14 protein-coding genes are annotated in these 15,529 nt (G+C 70.7%); 4 read left to right on the top strand and 10 right to left on the bottom strand.

All coding sequences use genetic code 11. The features are described 5' to 3' along the window. Positions 1-16: 16 nt before the first annotated feature. On the top strand, positions 17-1,279 hold the full coding sequence (locus HY68_RS34215) for an FAD-dependent monooxygenase (RefSeq protein ID WP_042000697.1): 1,263 nt from the start codon (positions 17-19) through the stop codon (positions 1,277-1,279). Between the two features lie 4 nt (positions 1,280-1,283). Here the strand turns inward: HY68_RS34215 and HY68_RS34210 are convergent, their stop codons facing one another. Both HY68_RS34210 and HY68_RS34205 read right to left on the bottom strand, forming a co-directional pair. Next, entirely contained in the window at positions 1,284-1,772 is a 489-nt protein-coding gene (locus HY68_RS34210) for a GNAT family N-acetyltransferase (protein ID WP_041999326.1), read from the bottom strand. Positions 1,773-1,829: 57 nt separating this feature from the next. After that, entirely contained in the window at positions 1,830-2,369 is a 540-nt protein-coding gene (locus HY68_RS34205) for an FABP family protein (RefSeq protein ID WP_041999323.1), read from the bottom strand. Positions 2,370-2,558: 189 nt separating this feature from the next. Between HY68_RS34205 and HY68_RS34200 the strand changes: the two genes are divergently transcribed. After that, complete coding sequence (locus HY68_RS34200; RefSeq protein WP_241778848.1) at positions 2,559-3,230, top strand: GntR family transcriptional regulator; 672 nt, start codon at positions 2,559-2,561, stop codon at positions 3,228-3,230. Positions 3,231-3,274: 44 nt separating this feature from the next. Then, positions 3,275-4,483: an amidohydrolase family protein gene (locus HY68_RS34195; protein WP_041999317.1), complete on the top strand. Its 1,209-nt coding sequence runs from the start codon at positions 3,275-3,277 to the stop codon at positions 4,481-4,483. 138 nt (positions 4,484-4,621) lie between these two features. On the opposite strand, the gene HY68_RS34190 is transcribed toward HY68_RS34195, so the two are convergent. From HY68_RS34190 to HY68_RS34160, 7 genes are all read right to left on the bottom strand, one after another. Beyond that, positions 4,622-5,659 (bottom strand): oligopeptide/dipeptide ABC transporter ATP-binding protein, encoded by a 1,038-nt coding sequence (locus HY68_RS34190; protein WP_041999314.1) that lies wholly within the window; start codon positions 5,657-5,659, stop codon positions 4,622-4,624. Next, positions 5,656-6,741, bottom strand: coding sequence for an ABC transporter ATP-binding protein (locus HY68_RS34185; protein WP_052457448.1), 1,086 nt, complete (start codon positions 6,739-6,741; stop codon positions 5,656-5,658). Before HY68_RS34185 ends, HY68_RS34190 begins: the two co-directional genes overlap by 4 nt. Then, entirely contained in the window at positions 6,738-7,685 is a 948-nt protein-coding gene (locus HY68_RS34180; protein WP_078864080.1) for an ABC transporter permease, read from the bottom strand. Before HY68_RS34180 ends, HY68_RS34185 begins: the two co-directional genes overlap by 4 nt. Beyond that, a complete protein-coding gene (locus HY68_RS34175) occupies positions 7,685-8,656 on the bottom strand; it encodes an ABC transporter permease (protein WP_041999311.1) in 972 nt (323 codons plus the stop codon). Before HY68_RS34175 ends, HY68_RS34180 begins: the two co-directional genes overlap by 1 nt. Next, positions 8,653-10,266: an ABC transporter substrate-binding protein gene (locus HY68_RS34170; RefSeq protein ID WP_041999308.1), complete on the bottom strand. Its 1,614-nt coding sequence runs from the start codon at positions 10,264-10,266 to the stop codon at positions 8,653-8,655. Before HY68_RS34170 ends, HY68_RS34175 begins: the two co-directional genes overlap by 4 nt. Positions 10,267-10,567: 301 nt before the next feature. Continuing rightward, a complete protein-coding gene (locus HY68_RS34165) occupies positions 10,568-12,226 on the bottom strand; it encodes a phosphodiester glycosidase family protein (RefSeq protein WP_041999305.1) in 1,659 nt (552 codons plus the stop codon). Between the two features lie 208 nt (positions 12,227-12,434). Next, entirely contained in the window at positions 12,435-13,298 is an 864-nt protein-coding gene (locus tag HY68_RS34160) for a LysR family transcriptional regulator (protein WP_041999303.1), read from the bottom strand. 94 nt (positions 13,299-13,392) lie between these two features. Here HY68_RS34160 and HY68_RS34155 point away from each other — a divergent pair, with 94 nt between their 5' ends. Next, positions 13,393-14,130 carry an SDR family NAD(P)-dependent oxidoreductase gene (locus HY68_RS34155; RefSeq protein ID WP_041999301.1) on the top strand — a complete coding sequence of 246 codons (738 nt, stop codon included), beginning with the start codon at positions 13,393-13,395 and terminating at the stop codon, positions 14,128-14,130. 108 nt (positions 14,131-14,238) lie between these two features. On the opposite strand, the gene HY68_RS34150 is transcribed toward HY68_RS34155, so the two are convergent. Further along, a partial coding sequence (locus tag HY68_RS34150) for a discoidin domain-containing protein (RefSeq protein ID WP_078864079.1) occupies positions 14,239-15,529 on the bottom strand: 1,291 nt, incomplete at its 5' end.

Here is a 15,529-nt window from a genome sequence, read left to right as displayed (position 1 = left end):
TTTGGAGCGGATGGCCATGACACAGATATCGGGACAGCAGTCCCTGCGGATCCTCGTCGCGGGCGGTGGCATAGCGGGACAGGCGCTCGCCTTCTGGTTGACGCGGGGCGGTCACCGGGTGACCGTCGTCGAGCGCTTCCCGGCGCTGCGGGCCGCGGGCGCCCAGGTCGATCTGCGGGGCCAGGGCATCGAGGCCGTCACCGCCATGGGGCTCCTCGACGCGGTGCGGGGCAAGCTCGTGGACGAGGCGGGTGTCGCCTTCGTGGACGCGCGCGGCCGGGCCAGGGCGACGATCATGGCCAACACCTCGGGGCGGGGCCGGCAGACGCTGACGTCCGAGTACGAGATCATGCGCGGGGACCTGGTGCGCATCCTCCACGACGCGACGAAGGACGACGCGGAGTACGTCTTCGGCAAGAGCGTGGACGGCTTCGACCAGGACGAGCACGGGGTCGTCGCGCACTTCTCCGACGGGTCCAGCGACGAGTTCGACCTGCTGGTCGGCGCGGACGGGCAGGGGTCACGCATCCGACGGGCGATGCTCCCCGGGGGCACCGATCCGTATCGGCGGCTCGGCATCCACATGGCGTACTGGTTCGTCCCGCGCATCGCGTCGGACAGCAACATCCGGGACACCTACATGGCGCCGGGCGGTCGCCAGATCATGCGGCGCAGCCACAATCCGACCGAGACGCAGGCGTACTTCGTGCTGCGGGAGGAGTCCGAGGAGGCGTCGACGGTTCACCGCGAGTCCGCCGAGCGTCAACAGGCCTTCTGGGCGGACCGGTTCCGTGATGCCGGATGGCAGACCGAGCGCTTCGTCGCGGGTATGCGGACCAGCCCGTTCTTCTACTCGCAGGAGATCGTGCAGGTGCGTACGGACACGTGGTCCAAGGGGCGGGTGGTCCTGGCCGGTGACGCCGCGCACTGCGCTTCTCCGTACAGCGGCATGGGGATCTCGGGCGGGCTGGTCGGTGCCCATGTCCTGGCGGGCAAGCTCAACCGGCATCCGCACGACCTGCCGACGGCGCTGGCGAACTACGACGCCGTACTGCGGCCGTTCGTCGACAAGATCCAGGCCGAGGTGAATCCACGCATCCTGCGCCTGGGCATGCCGATGACGCAGCGCGCGATCACCGCCTTCCAGTCCGCGACCGCCGTGGCCTGCTTCCTGCGTGTCCCCGACCTCGTCGCCCGCTACTCGAAGGAGGACCGCGGCGGCGACTGGCAACTCCCCCAGAACCCGGCACCGTTGGGCGTCTCTCGCCTCGGCCTCTAGGCCGTCAGAGGGCGCGATGCATGATGTGCAACCCGACGTAGCCGTGGGTCGGATGCCGGAAACCTTCCGGCAGCGTGCCCAGCACCTCGAACCCGAGGGACCGGTAGAGGTGCACGGCGGGCGCGTTCGTCTCCACGACCGCGTTGAACTGCATTCCCCGGAAGCCGGCTGCTCGCGCCCACCCCACCGTGTACGCACACAGCGCCCGGCCCACACCTTTGCCGGAGTGCGCCGGGTCAACCATGTAGCTGGCGCTCGCGATGTGCGAGCCGTTGCCCATCTGATTGCTGTTCATCTTGGCCGTACCCAGAACCGCTCCGGCTTCGTCGACGGCGACAACCGTACGGTTCGGCGACGACAGCAGCCACCACTCACGGCCTTGCTCCTCGCCGAGATCGAGCGGATAGGTAAAGGTCTCGCCCGCGGCGACGATCGCATGAAAGAAGGGCCAGATGGCGGACCAGTCGTCGGCAGTGGCTTCCCTGATCAGCATCGGGCCAGCATGCCGGTAGCCCCACACACCTGCCAACGCTTTTCGCTCCCCTGCCCGCTAGACGCGGCGGAGTTGGGCCGACAGGTGGTGTTGGAGGGGTTGGCCCAGGGCCGCCAGGTCGTGGGTGAAGTGCAGGGTGTCGTCGTCCGTCAGGTGGTAGCGGCGGCGGGTGGCGTTGACTTTCTTGGCGGTGGGGGTGAGGGCGACCTCGTGGGTGGTCAGGTCGACGGCGCCCGCGTCCGCGTGGCCGGTCGCGATTTCCGCGATGCCGGTGGGCTGGGTGATCAGCGCTTCCACCCGGCCGTCGGGCTGGAGCCGCCACCAGCCGCTTTCGCGGGCCGACGGGCGCAGTGGAGCGTCGTTCGCGTCGAGCAGCCAGGCGCGGGCCTCGTAGTGGAGGAAGGGGCGGCCGTCGTGGCTGAAGGTGACTTCCTGCCCGTAGCTGAATTCGTCGGCCAGCGTCGGGTATCCCCCGTGGCCCCGGCCGGTCCACGTGCCCAGGAGTCCGGTTACCGGCGCCAGCAGGGCGTGCGGTGCGGGCGTTTCGTCGGGGTCGAAGGCGTCGGGGTACGGGGGCGGTGGCGTGGGGAAGGACATGATGGGTGCTCCTGGGTCGGGGCCGCTGGCGCGTGCAGCCTATGGCAGTCACACAGGCCTCTTTGCCGGTATACCGATTCAGCCGGAGCAGAGTGAGAGAGCTGGGAAATATCGGAACTATGGCCGCTTATCGCTCGCTCTCTTGAGCCCTGGAACGTCACTGGTATGCCAAATGCTAAAGTGCTCGACGTGACCGCGAACCCCCACGACGGCGCATCCTCGCACGTCGACCACGCCGAACAGACTCTGCGGGCCGCCATTCTCGACGGTACCCAGCCGCCGGGCTCCCGGCTGCGGGAACGTGAACTGTCCGAGGCCCTCGGCTACTCCCGGGTCCCGGTACGGGAGGCCCTGTCCCGGCTCGCTGCCGACGGGCTCGTGGAAGTCTCGCCGCGCCGTGGCGCATCCGTGCGGCGGCTCACCCTGCGCGACGTGGACGAGCTGTTCGACCTGCGGCTGAGCCTGGAGGTCTTCGCCACCCGGCGCGCCGCCGAGGTGAGCGCCGCCGGTGCCAGCACGGCCCGGCTGAGCGAGCTGATGTCGATCGCCGAGGACGCCACCCACCGGGGTGACGTGCGGGTGATCCCGGCGGCGAACACGGCGCTGCACGAGGAGATCGTGGCGCTCACCGGGAACGAGCTGCTGCGTACGACGTTCCAGCCGTCCCTGGGTCTCCTCCAGTGGGTGTTCACCCTCACCAGCAACCGCGACCAGAGCGTGCAGTGCGCGGAGCACCAGGACATCTGCGCCGCGATCCGGGCGGGCAAGCCCGACCTCGCCGCGGCCCTCGCGTACACGCACATCGAGATGGGCCGCGCGCCCTCGCTCGACACGCTCACCGGCGTACTGCCGCCCGACTGACGGGCCCGTACCTGGCACCAACCCCGCAAGGAGCACCACCACCCATGCTGATCAGGAATGTCCGTCCCTGGGGCGGCGAAGCCAGCGACATCGAGATCCGCGAAGGCCGGATAGCCGCCGTCGCCCCGCACGACCCCGCCCGGCTGGGCAACGGTTCGGACGTGGACGGCCGGGGCCGGCTGGCGATGCCGTCCTTCTCCGACGTCCACTGCCACCTGGACTCCAACCGGATCGGTCTGCCGTTCCGCCCGCACACCGGCAAGCCGGGCGTGTGGGGTCTGACGATGAACGACCGCGACCACTGGCGCGAGGACCCGCCGGTCGCCGACCGGGCCACAGCGCTGCTGGGCCGCATGATCGAGCGAGGCACCACGCGCGTACGGAGCTACGCCCAGATCGACGCCGACTGCGGCCTGGAGCGCTTCGAGGGCGTCCTCGCGGCGAAGGAAGCGCACAAGGACCGGGCGCATGTCGAGATCATGGCGTTCCCGCAGGCCGGCCTGCTGCTGGAGAAGGGCGTCCCCGAGCTGATGGAACAGGCGCTCTCGTCGGGCGCCGCGGTGGTCGGCGGTATCGACCCGTGCACGCTGGACCGTGACCCGGTGCGTCACCTCGACATCGTCTTCGGTCTCGCCGAGCGCCACCAGGCGCCGATCGACATCCATCTGCACGAGCCCGGCCATCTGGGCGTGTTCAGCACCGATCTGATCCTGGAGCGCACCCGCGCCCTCTCCATGCAGGGCAAGGTGACGCTGTCGCACGCGTACGAGCTCGGCACCGTCGACGAGGCCACCACGCGCCGTCTCGTCGAGGAGTTCGCCGAGCTGGACGTCTCGATGGCCACCATCGCCCCCGCGCAGCAGCAGAACGCCCTCCCCCTCGCCGAACTGACGCGGGCCGGCGTACGGGTGGGCCTCGGTGAGGACGGCCAGCGCGACTACTGGTCGCCGTACGGCAACGGCGACATGCTCGACAGGACCTGGCAGCTGGCGTTCACCAACCGCTACCGCCCCGACGAGCTGATCGAGCACTGCTGGGCCGTGGCCAGCCGTGGCGGCGCCGCCATTCTCGACCCGTCGCTGGAGCGGCTGACGTCCACCGCCGACCGGCCCGGCGTGAGCGCCGGGGACGCGGCGGACCTCGTCCTGGTCGACGGCGACAGCGTGGCGGCGGCCGTCATGGACCGCGGCACCGACCGTACGGTCATCCACGCGGGCCGGGTCGTCGCCGACCAGCTGCGGCTCGTCGGCTGACCCACCGCCAACGGCTGAGGGCCGGACCGCACTGTGCGGTCCGGCCCTCGGCCGTTGTACGGCACCGTCACCTCGATGCCGGTACCCCCCGGGCGGGGAACGGGGCTTCGCTCCCGGCCCAGGGGCGTCTCTGCCCGGTCAGCCGGCGGCGGCCGCCGGGGCCGCCGTCGCGTCCGGTGCCGTACCGTCCGCCGCCACCAGGTGGCAGGCGACCTGACGCGGTACGCCGTTCCCCGCCACCGGCAGTGTGCGCAGGGCCGGTGCCTCGGTGCGGCAGCGGTCCGTCGCCAGCGGGCAGCGGGTGTGGAAGTGGCAGCCGGGCGGCGGATCGAGTGGGCTGGGCAGGTCCCCGCCGAGCACGATCCGGGTCCGCTCCCGCTGTTCGTGCGGATCCGGTACGGGCGCGGCGGACAGCAGCGCCTGCGTGTACGGGTGTTTCGGATCGGCGAACAGCTCGGCCGCGGGGGCCTGTTCGACGATCTGGCCCAGATACATCACGGCGATGCGGTCCGCCAGGTACTCCACGGCGGCCAGGTCGTGCGTGATGAACAGGCAGCCGAAACCGCGCTCGCGCTGGAGGTCGGCGAGCAGGTTGAGCACGGACGCCTGGACCGAGACGTCCAGGGCCGACGTCGGTTCGTCCGCCACGAGCAGTACCGGCTCCACGGACAACGCCCGTGCGATGGAGACGCGTTGCCGCTGGCCGCCGGAGAGTTCGTGCGGCTTGCGGTCGGCCAGCTCCGGGCGCAGCCCGACCTGACGCAGCAGTTCGTCCACGCGGCGCGACGCCTCGGCCCGCCCGGCGATGCCGTGCAGCCGGATCGGCTCAGCAATGATCTGACGGATCGTCATGCGCGGGTTGAGCGAGGACGACGGGTCCTGGAAGACCAGGTGGACGTCACGGCGCAGCGGACGCATGGCGCGGGCCGACAGGGTCGTGACGTCCGTACCCTGGATGACCACTTCGCCGCCGGTCGGCCGGTCGAGTCGGACGACGCAGCGGCCCACGGTCGACTTGCCGCTGCCGGACTCACCGACCAGGCCGACGACTTCGCCGGGGCCGATCGTCAACGAGACACCGTCGACCGCGCGAACCGTGCCGGTCCGCGAGCTGAAGTGGCGTCGCAGGTCGTGGACTTCCAGCACGGGGGTGACGGTGTCGTCGGGGGCGGTCATCGGGCACCTTCCTCTGCGGCGGGCGCGGGGACGGGAACGGGGCCGGGTACGGCCGGGTGGTGGCAGGCGATCCGGTGCGTACCCGCAGCCGTGCGCAGCGCCGGCCGTCCTGCCCGGCAGTCGTCCTGCGCGAAGGCACAGCGCGGTGCGAAGCCGCAGGCGTCCGGCTGGACGCGCAGATCGGGTACGAGACCGGGGATCTCGTTGAGCCGGGAGCGCCCCTCGGGGGTGCGGCTGCCCGGCCGGAGCACGGCGCCCAGCAGGCCGCGCGAGTAGGGATGGCGGGGTGCGGCGAACAGCTCGTCCACCGAGGCCTGTTCGACGGGCCGTCCGGCGTACATGACCAGCACCCGGTCGGCCGTATCGGCCACGACGCCGAGGTCGTGGGTGATGAGCACGATGGCGGTGCCGAGGCGGTCCCTGAGGGACTTGAGCACGTCGAGGATGCCCGCCTGCACCGTGACGTCCAGCGCGGTGGTGGGCTCGTCCGCGATGAGCACCGCCGGGTCACATGCCACGGCGATGGCGATCATCACGCGCTGACGCATGCCGCCCGAGAGCTGATGGGGGTATTCGTCCACGCGCCGGTGCGGGGCGGGTATGCCGACCAAGTCGAGCAGTTCGACCGCGCGGGCCTTGGCTTCCTTACGGCCGAGTTTCTGATGACGGACGAGTACTTCGCTGATCTGCCGTCCCACGGTGAGCACCGGGTTCAGCGAGGTCATCGGCTCCTGGAAGATCATGGACAACCGGCGGCCGCGTACGGCCCGCAGGGTGCGCTCGCTCGCGCCGACCAGTTCCTCACCGTCGAGGGTCACGCTGCCGCCGATCCGCGCGGTGGGCGGCAGCAGCCCCATGACGGCCATGGACGTCACGGACTTGCCGCAGCCGGACTCGCCGACCACGGCGAGCACTTCACCGGGCGCGAGGTCGTACGAGACGCCGTCCACGGCGTGCACGGTGGACTCGGGGCCGTGGAAGGAGACCGTCAGGTCGCGGACGCTGAGCACGGGAGCGTCGCCCCGCAGCGGCGTGGTGGCCGGTGCGGACCGCGATGCGGGGGACGGTGCGGTGGGGGTCATCGGGAGCCTCCACGGGGATCGAGGATGTCACGTACGCCGTCACCGAGCAGATTGAACGCGAGGGTGGCCAGCACGATGACGAGTCCGGGGAACACCGCCATCCAGGGGGCGGTGGCGATGAACGGCTGGGCGCTGGAGAGCATCACGCCGAGCGAGGGCGACGGCGGCTGTACGCCGAGGCCGAGGAAGCTGAGCACGGCCTCGCCGATGATCGCCGTCGGGACACCGACGGTGGCCTGGACGATCAGCGCCGATGTGGCGTTGGGCAGCACGTGCCGGAAGAGCAGTGTCCGGTCCCTCGCCCCGTTGGCGACGGCCGCTGCCACGTAGTCGAGGTGCTTGAGCCGCAGCGTCTCCGCCCGGGTGATGCGCACGACGGCCGGTATCTGGGAGATGCCGATGGCGATGGTGGCGTTCTTCAGCGACGGGCCGAGTACGGCGGCGAGGCCGACGGCGAGCACCAGGAAGGGAAAGGCCAGCATAGTGTCGGTGAGCCGGGAGACCACACTGTCGGCGACCCGTCCGTAGTACCCGGCGAGCAGACCCAGCGGGACCGCGATCACGAAGGCGAGGGCCACGGAGACCACACCGACCTGCATGGACGCGGTGACTCCCACGAGGATCCGGGAGAGCTGGTCGCGCCCGAGGTCGTCGGTGCCGAGCCAGTGCGCCCAACTGGGCGGTGCCAGCGCCGCGTCGAAGTCGGGCAGCGACGGGTCGTACGGCGCGACGAGTGACGAGAAGACGGCGACGAGGACGAAGACAGCGGCGAGCACAGCGCCGACGAGCGCCAGCTTGTTGCGGCGCAGCTTGCGCCAGCCGGCCGCGAGCCGTTCGGCGGCTCCGCCCGGCGCCGGGCGGTCCTTCGCCGTGCCGGGGCCGGCAGCCGGAGAGCCCGGAGAGCCCGAAGGCGCTGACAGGGGTGGGGAGTTGACGGCGGACATCAGGAGCCTCCCAGCCGGATGCGCGGGTCGATGACCGAGTACAGGAGGTCGACCAGCAGATTGATCAGGATGTAGGCGGCCGAGGTGAAGAGCACGACGCCCTGGACCATCGCGTAGTCACGGGTGAAGACCGCGTCGATGGTGAGTTTGCCGAAGCCCGGCAGGACGAAGACCTGTTCGGTGACGACGGCGCCCGAGATGAGCTGTCCGAGCTGGAGTCCGAGCACGGTGATGACCGTGACCAGCGAATTGCGCAGTGCGTGCGTGCCGATGACGGCGCGGTGCGAGAGCCCCTTGGCGCGGGCCGTGCGGACGTAGTCCGACGACATGGCGTCGAGCATCGCCGCGCGGGTCTGTCTCATGACCACGGCGGCGAGACCGGAGCCCAGCACGATCGCCGGGAGCACGAGTCGGCGCAGGTTCTCCACGGGGTCCTGTCCGAACGGGACGAAACCGGAGGCCGCGAAGACCGGCATGGCGATGGCGAAGGCGAGGACCAGCAGCATGCCGAGCCAGAAGGTCGGCACCGACATACCGAGGAGGGCGACCCCGTTCGCGAACCACTCCTCGGGACGGCCGCGGCGCACCGCGGCGACGATTCCGGCGCCGATGCCGACAACGACGGCCAGGATCAGGGCCAGCGCGGCGAGTTCGAGCGTGATGGGCAGGGCGTCGAGGATGGAGTCCAGGACGGGCAGCCCGCTGCGGGCCGAGGTGCCCAGGTCCCCGGTGACGGCGTGCCGCAGGTAGTCCCAGTACTGCACGACGATGTTGTCGTTCAGCCCGTACTCCTCGCGGATGGCGGCCAGCACCTCGGGTGAGGTCTGCTCGCCGGCCAGGGCCTGCGCGGTGTCGCCGGGCATGGCGCGGACGCCCGCGAAGACGGTGATGCTGACGAGCACCATGGTGAGCAGCGCCTGTCCGACGCGGCGTCCGAGGTACGAGGTCAGAAGTCCGGTGACGCGATTCATCCTTGGCCTCCCTTCACGTAACCGGCCTCCTTGACCCTGATGAGTCCGTCGCCGGACAGCGCGATGCCGCTGATGTCCTTCGATGCGACGGCGTAGTTGATGTTCCGGTAGAGGTAGATCACCGCGTGCTGGCGGTTGATGGCCCGGGTGAGCTGCTGGTAGATCACGCGCCGTTTCGCCGGGTCGGCGGTGGAGCGTCCCGCTGTGATGAGCCGGTCGATCTCGGGATCGGAGAGCTTGCCCTGGTTGTTGCTGCCGGTGGTGCCGACGAGGCTGTCGATGTTGCCGGCCGGATCGGGCTGGCCGCCCCAGCCGCCGGTACGGGCCTGGAAGTCGCCGGCGAGTGTGCGGGTGAGACCGGTGGCGAACTCGGTGGGCCGCAGCCGGACGTCGAACCCGGCGTCCTTGGCCATCGCCTGGATGACCTGGCCGAGCCGGTTGTCCTCCGGCGTTGTGTTGATCATCAGCTCCAGCGGCACGGGAGTGCGCACCCCGGCCGCCTTGAGCAGTCGCTTCGCCTTCGCGACGTCGCGCCCCGGGCAGGTGACGGGGGTGCTGAGCGGGGTGCCGGGCGGCACCGGGCCGCAGGCGGGCTCGTACATGTCCTGGAAGACCAGCTTGTTGATCAGCTCGCGGTCCAGGGAGAGGTCGAACGCCTCACGGACGCGCACGTCCCGGCCGAAGGGCGTGTCGACGTGTCCGGGCTTCTTGTCCACACCGTCCGTGTTGCCGACGTTGAGGGTGAGCGCCATGTAGCCCAGGGACGGGGTGTTGAGCAGTTGCAGGGCCTTGTCGCCCATGCCGCTGCGCACCTCGACGGGCCCCATCTGGTCACCGATCTGCACGTCGCCCGAACGCAGGTTGGCCAGACGGATGTTGCCGTCGGTGATGGTCTTGTAGACCACGTGGTCGAGATGCACCTTGTCGGCGTCGTAGTAGAGCGGGTCCTTGGTCAGCTCGATCCGGTCGCCGACGACCCGCTTGACGTACTTGAACGGGCCGACGCACGAGGGGTGCGTGGCGAAGCTCTTGCCGTACTTCGCGATGGCCTTGGGCGACATGACGAGCCCGGCCGTGTTGGCCAGCCTGCCGAGCAGCGGGGTGTCGGGGTGCTTGAGGGTGAGCCGCACGGTGTACGGGGCGATCGCCTCGACCTTCTCCACCGAGTCGATCTCCGACGCCCGGCCGGAGCCCGGCAGGTGGAGGTCGCGGTCGAGTGAGGTCTTGACGGCCTTGGCGTCGAGCTTCGCCCCGTCGCTGAACCGCGCGTCACGGCGGACGTCGAAGGTGAAGGTGCGACCGCCGTCCGTGATCTTCGGGAGTGTGGCGGCGAGTTGCGGGACGAAGCGGTTGTGCTGGTCGACGTCGTACAGCTGCTCGCACATCGACGTGAACACGGTCCGCGCGACCAGCGCGCCGGTCAAGGTGGGGTCGAGCTTGTCCGGGTCGGACTTCAGGCCGATCACCGCCGTGCCGCCGTCACGGACCGGCCGCGCGTCGACGAGCCGGGGTGCGGTGGCCGTGTTCGCACCTGGCGGTGGGAGCGAGCCGCACCCGGTGGCGAACGTCAGCAATGCGGCCACCGCGAGCGCGAGAGGTAGGCGACGCACGGGACCACACCTCCTTCACATATGGCGGGATGCGCGCCCGATCGAGCTGCGCCGTTGAGGCGACACGGTATACCGAAGCGATGTTTCACCATATGGATCGCGTCGCCATTCTGCGCATCAATGCCCCTTAATGCCCGCCATATACAGGACATTCTTCCCGCATCAGTCAATGATGATCGTTATGTTTTCGAGTCTTTGGTATACCAGATGCGTGCCTCGGCAGCCCACGCACAACGAACGCCGCCGCCCCGCGAGGTCATCGCGGGGCGGCGGCGTGGTGGGAGGGGTTAGCGGCGCATGCTCAGTGGTTCGTGCGGGGAAGCACCTGGAGTGTGTCGCCCACGGCGCGCTCGCCGGTGGCGTCCGACGTGTGGTTGACCAGTGCGCCGTTCACCGCCATGGCGGTGGAGCCGCCGCCGTCGAGGTTGAGCGCCTGGTCCGCGCCGAGCGAGCGCATGAACTCGGCCGCCTCCTGCAGGGTGAAGCCCTCGCTGCCGCCGGCCTGCCGCCCGTCCACCGTCGCCAGGATGAGCCGGCCGCGCCTGTCGATGCCCGCCATCGTGCGCGGCTGGCGGGTGTTGGCCCAGGCGTACCCGAACGAGAGGTCCTTCGGGTCCACCGTGCCCTCGGCTGCGGCGTCGATGCGCACCCGGCCGTTCTCGACCAGGGTCGGAGCGGCGCTCACGATGCTGTCGCCCTTGCCGAGGACGACCTTGCGCCCGCGCTCGTCGCGCACGGTCTCCTCGACGTCCACGCGCCGCTCGGGTGCCGCGTGTGCGGTCAGCCAGTCGGCGGCCGACCCGATGCCCTGCAGCACCGAACCGCCGGCGGGCACGAAACCGCCGCGCGCGCCCACCGAGACGACCTTGCCGGAGCGGTCCAGCACGGCCTGGCTGCCGGTGCCTGTCGGCAGGGCGGCCGTGAACTCCGGTGTGAACAGCACGAGATCGTCGGTCTTGTGACAGGTCACGTCCTGCCAGGGCCGCTCGCTCGGCGTGCCGCCGGGCCGCCCGCAGTCCCTGACCGTGCCGGGGACGCGGTTGATGCCCTCGACCGTGTACCGCGCGCCGCCGACCCGCGCGACGGCGGTGCTGGTCAGGTCGGCGATGCGGGCGTGCCGGCCGCCGTCGGTGAGGACGAGCGCGGCGCGCGCGCCCGCAGCCATCGACTCCAGGCGCCCGTCGTAGACGGCGATGCCCGACTGGATCCCCTGGACGCCGTCGCTGTCCGAGGTCACGAAGAAGCCCGCGTTGACCCCGACGAGCGAGCGCAGTTTCGCGGCCACGGACGACGTGGTCCCGCGCTGCGTCACACTGCCGTCGTGGGTGCCGGTGACCGTACCCGTGAAGGTGCGCGGGTCGACGATCGCGACGTGCAGGTTCTCCACGTCGGCCGGCTGGTCCGCGTCGTAACCCGTCCACTCCACCGCGGTGTGGAAGCCGGCGGCCGTGACGGCCTGGGCCGCCGCGGCCGCTTCGGCCTGGGTGGCGTACGAACCGACGCGTACCCGCAGACCCATGAGGCCGTGCGGAGTGTCGCTGTACGCCGGCCAGTCGATCCGGTCGACGCGCGGCGCGAAGCCGTTCGCGCGCAGCTGCCCCGCCGTGGTGTCGGCCCAGGATCGCGGACCGACCGTGGCCCAGGTGGCAGCGCCGGAGAGCCGTCCCGTAGTGGGCGCCTGCACGGTGATCGTCCAGGCGGGCGCGGCCTTGGCGTTCGTCACCGTGCCGGTGCGCACCTCGACGCCCCGGGCGACGTGCCGCGTCGTCCAGAGCGAGGTGACCGAGGTGCGGGTCGCTGCGGAGCGGGTGGTGCCGGGGGTGGCCGCCTGGGCGCTGCCGAGGGCGCCCAGCGATGTGGCCCCTACCAGGACCGCGGCCGTCGCCAGGGCGGCACGCGGACGCCTGGGACGACGGGACGGGGCCGAGGTGTTCCGGACTGCCGTGCGTGCTTGGTTCATTGATCCTCACCGGGACGAAGGCGACGACCCGGCCAGGGACCGCTTCGGCCGGGTGTCCGAACAGGTCACGATGAGAACCGTGAGGAGCGAGGGGGCGGACACGCCCGGCCGAAGGAGAGGCGAACATTGGACGACGCGGTGCCGTGCACGCTGTCGGGCACAGCTCTGCCGGTGCCGGTCTGCCGGTCCTTTCAGGGATCCATGCCGGTCAGAGCTGGGTGGCCGTACGGACCAGCCCGGCGAGGGCCACGGAGCGGCTGTGCGCCGGCCAGGCGATGTGGGTGACGACCGGGAGCGCGTCGGTCAGCGGGACCCCGGTGTGTTCGGCCCACAGCCAGGCGCGGGCGGACTCGGGGAAGACGGCGGCGGTGCGGCCGAGGGCGATCAGCTGGGCCAGCTGCGTCTGGTCGTGGACCTCGGGGCCGGGGCCTGGCGGGTACGTGTCGTGGCGCGGCCAGCGGGCGAGCGGCAGATCGGGCACGTCGGTGATGTCGGCCAGGGACAGCGTCCTGCGCGCGGCGAGGGGGTGCCCGGCGGGCAGGATGGCGATCTGCCCCTCGGTCATCAGCTCCTCGCTGTCGAACCCGGCGAGGGAGTTGAACGGCGCGTGCATGAGCGCCGCGTCGGCGCGGCCGTCGCGCAGCATCCCTTCCTGCTCGCACATGCCGCTCGGCAGCACTTCGAGCTCGGCGGCGTCGGGCTCGGCGGCGTAGGCGGCGAGGAGCTTCTGCAGCAGCTCGTGGGAGGCGGCGGCCTTCACCGCCAGCACCAGACGGTTACGGGGGCCGCCAGGACCGTCGGCGCCACCGGCCCGGCGCACGCGGCGTACGGCGGCGGTGGTCGCGTCGAGGGCGGCGGCTCCCTCGTACAGCAGCACCTCTCCAGCGCCGGTCAGCGACACGCCCCGGCGGTTACGGTCCAGCAGGGCGACGCCGAGGCGCCGTTCGAGCTGCTGGATCGCCCGGGACAGCGGCGGCTGGGCCATGCCGAGGCGCTCGGCGGCGCGGCCGAAGTGCAGCTCCTCGGCGACGGCCATGAAATACCGCAGTTCGCGGGTCTCCAAGATGTCCACACCTCAGAGCGTAACTCAGTGATACCTGCCGGGTATCACAGAGCACCGTATCGGTGTTGGCCGCACGGCTCGCCCGCGAGCGAGCATCGACGGCATGAGCGAAACGAAGATCGCGCTGGTGACCGGCGCGAACAAGGGAATCGGGTACGCGATAGCGAGCGGGCTGGGTGACCTCGGCTACCGCGTCGGCGTCGGAGCCCGCGACGAGGCCCGGCGCGAGAGCGCCGTCGGGAAGCTGCGCGCCGCCGGGGTGGACGCGTTCGGGGTGCCGCTGGCCGTGACCGGCGACCGGAGCGTCACCGACGCCGCGGCGCTGGTCGAGCGGGAGGCCGGGCGGCTGGACGTCCTGGTCAACAACGCCGGTATCTCGGGGGAGATGGGTCCGGGCTGGGTGCAGGACCCGACCGCGCTCGACCTCGACGTGGTCCGCACGGTCGTGGAGACCAACGTGATCGGTGTGATCCGGGTGACCAACGCGATGCTGCCGCTGCTGCGGCTCTCCGCGTCGCCCCGCGTCGTGAACGTCTCCAGTTCCGTCGGCTCGCTGACCAGGCAGGCGGATCCGAGCGTCGAGATCGGTCCGATCATGGCGGCCTACTCGCCGTCGAAATCCTTCCTCAACGCCGTCACCGTCCAGTACGCCCGGCAGTTCGCCGGTACGAACATCCTGATCAACGCCGCCTGCCCGGGGCTGGTCGCCACCGACTTCACCAGCTTCCAGGGGCCCCGCACCCCCGAGCAGGGCGCGGCCACCGCGATCCGGCTCGCGACACTGCCCGACGGCGGCCCCACCGGTTCGTTCTTCGAGGACGACGGCGTGGTTCCCTGGTGACCCCGGGTCTGTTGTGATCACGGACGACATGGGCCTGCCGCGCACCGGAATCCCTGGCCCTCCGAGGTGCGGGGGCCAGGGATTCGTTGAACTGCCGTTCCGGGCTGATCAGCTGCCGAAGACCTGGAACTCGTACAGCGAGTATCCGTACGGGGTGCCGCGCTGCGTTCCGTAGACGCGGACATAACGGCCCGAGCCGCTCACGTTGAGCGTCTGGGCACCGCCGGTCCCTGTGGTGGTCGAGTAGACGGTGGTCCAGTTGGTGCCGTCGGCCGAGGTCTGGATCTGGAACGCCTTGCCGTACGCGGCCTCCCAGTTGAGCTTCACCTGGTTGACGGTGTGGGTGGCGCCGAGGTCGACCCGCAGCCACTGCGGGTCGCTGAAGGCGCTGGACCAGCGTGTGCCGTTGTCGCCGTCCACGGCCGCAGAGGCGGGGGTGCCGGCGTTCTCGGTCGAGGAGGCCGTGACGGGCTTGCCCTGAGCGAGGTTGGTCGAACTCCCGCCGCCACCGGGCGCCTTGTTGTAGACGGCGACGTAGTCGATGTTCATCTGTCCGCCGGAGACGGTGGCGGCGTTGGGGCCGCCGCCGAACGCGGCCGGGAAGCCGCCGCCCATGGCGAGGTCGTAGATGATGAAGAACGGATGGTCGACGGCGTTGGTCCAGGTGGAGGCGCTCACCTGACTGGAGTTGACGGTGAAGTAGTTCGTGCCGTCGAGGTACCAGCGGATCTGCTCGGGCGAGACCGACCGGTCGATCTGCACCGCGTAGGTGTGATACCCGGTCTGGCAGCCGGAACAGGCACGTTCACCACTGCCGATGCCGGTGCTCTCGTTGCACGGGCCGCCGGGGTTGGTGCCGCAGTGCAGCGTTCCGAAGACGGAACTGCGGCCGTTGATGTCCTCCATGATGTCCACCTCGCCCGAGGTGGGCCAGGGGGTACCCGTACGCAGCGGGGCGCCCAGCATCCAGAAGGCGGGCCAGTATCCGGCGCCGTTGGCGGTGGTGACGTTCGGCTGCTGGATCGACGACTGCATCATCACGACACCGCCGGCCGGGGCGCCGTAGGTGGCGGCCTGGGTCTCGATGCGTCCCGACGTCCAGCCCGAGCCGGGATCGCTGCCGGAGTGCAGGGCTTTGAGTACGAGGTGACCGTTGCCGTCGTGGAAGACGTTGGCCGTGCTGTTGGTCATCGTCTCGATCTCACCGGTGCCGAAGCTGCTGCCCGGCCCGGTGTCGTACTTCCATGTGCCGGTGTCCACACCGATGTTGGCATTGCCGTTGAAGTCGTCGCTCCAGGTGGTGGTAAAACCGGCGGGAGGTGCGGGGACCGCGGCGGGGGCCGGAACGGCGGCGGGGTGTACCGCCTGCGCCGCCGCGCCCACGGGCGCGGACGCGGCG

Source organism: Streptomyces sp. AcH 505, from assembly GCF_000818175.1.
Taxonomy (GTDB): Bacteria; Actinomycetota; Actinomycetes; order Streptomycetales; family Streptomycetaceae; genus Streptomyces.
Note: the sequence above shows the minus strand (reverse complement) of the source record. Positions and strands in the feature narration are given on the sequence as shown.

Excerpts from the sequence above, each read along its gene's own strand:
- HY68_RS34215 (WP_042000697.1), top strand. The coding sequence starts at position 17 with ATGACACAGATATCGGGACAGCAGTCCCTGCGGATCCTCGTCGCGGGC.
- HY68_RS34210 (WP_041999326.1), bottom strand. The coding sequence starts at position 1,772 with ATGCTGATCAGGGAAGCCACTGCCGACGACTGGTCCGCCATCTGGCCC.
- HY68_RS34205 (WP_041999323.1), bottom strand. The coding sequence starts at position 2,369 with ATGTCCTTCCCCACGCCACCGCCCCCGTACCCCGACGCCTTCGACCCC.
- HY68_RS34195 (WP_041999317.1), top strand. The coding sequence starts at position 3,275 with ATGCTGATCAGGAATGTCCGTCCCTGGGGCGGCGAAGCCAGCGACATC.
- HY68_RS34190 (WP_041999314.1), bottom strand. The coding sequence starts at position 5,659 with ATGACCGCCCCCGACGACACCGTCACCCCCGTGCTGGAAGTCCACGAC.
- HY68_RS34185 (WP_052457448.1), bottom strand. The coding sequence starts at position 6,741 with ATGACCCCCACCGCACCGTCCCCCGCATCGCGGTCCGCACCGGCCACC.
- HY68_RS34180 (WP_078864080.1), bottom strand. The coding sequence starts at position 7,685 with ATGTCCGCCGTCAACTCCCCACCCCTGTCAGCGCCTTCGGGCTCTCCG.
- HY68_RS34175 (WP_041999311.1), bottom strand. The coding sequence starts at position 8,656 with ATGAATCGCGTCACCGGACTTCTGACCTCGTACCTCGGACGCCGCGTC.
- HY68_RS34165 (WP_041999305.1), bottom strand. The coding sequence starts at position 12,226 with ATGAACCAAGCACGCACGGCAGTCCGGAACACCTCGGCCCCGTCCCGT.
- HY68_RS34155 (WP_041999301.1), top strand. The coding sequence starts at position 13,393 with ATGAGCGAAACGAAGATCGCGCTGGTGACCGGCGCGAACAAGGGAATC.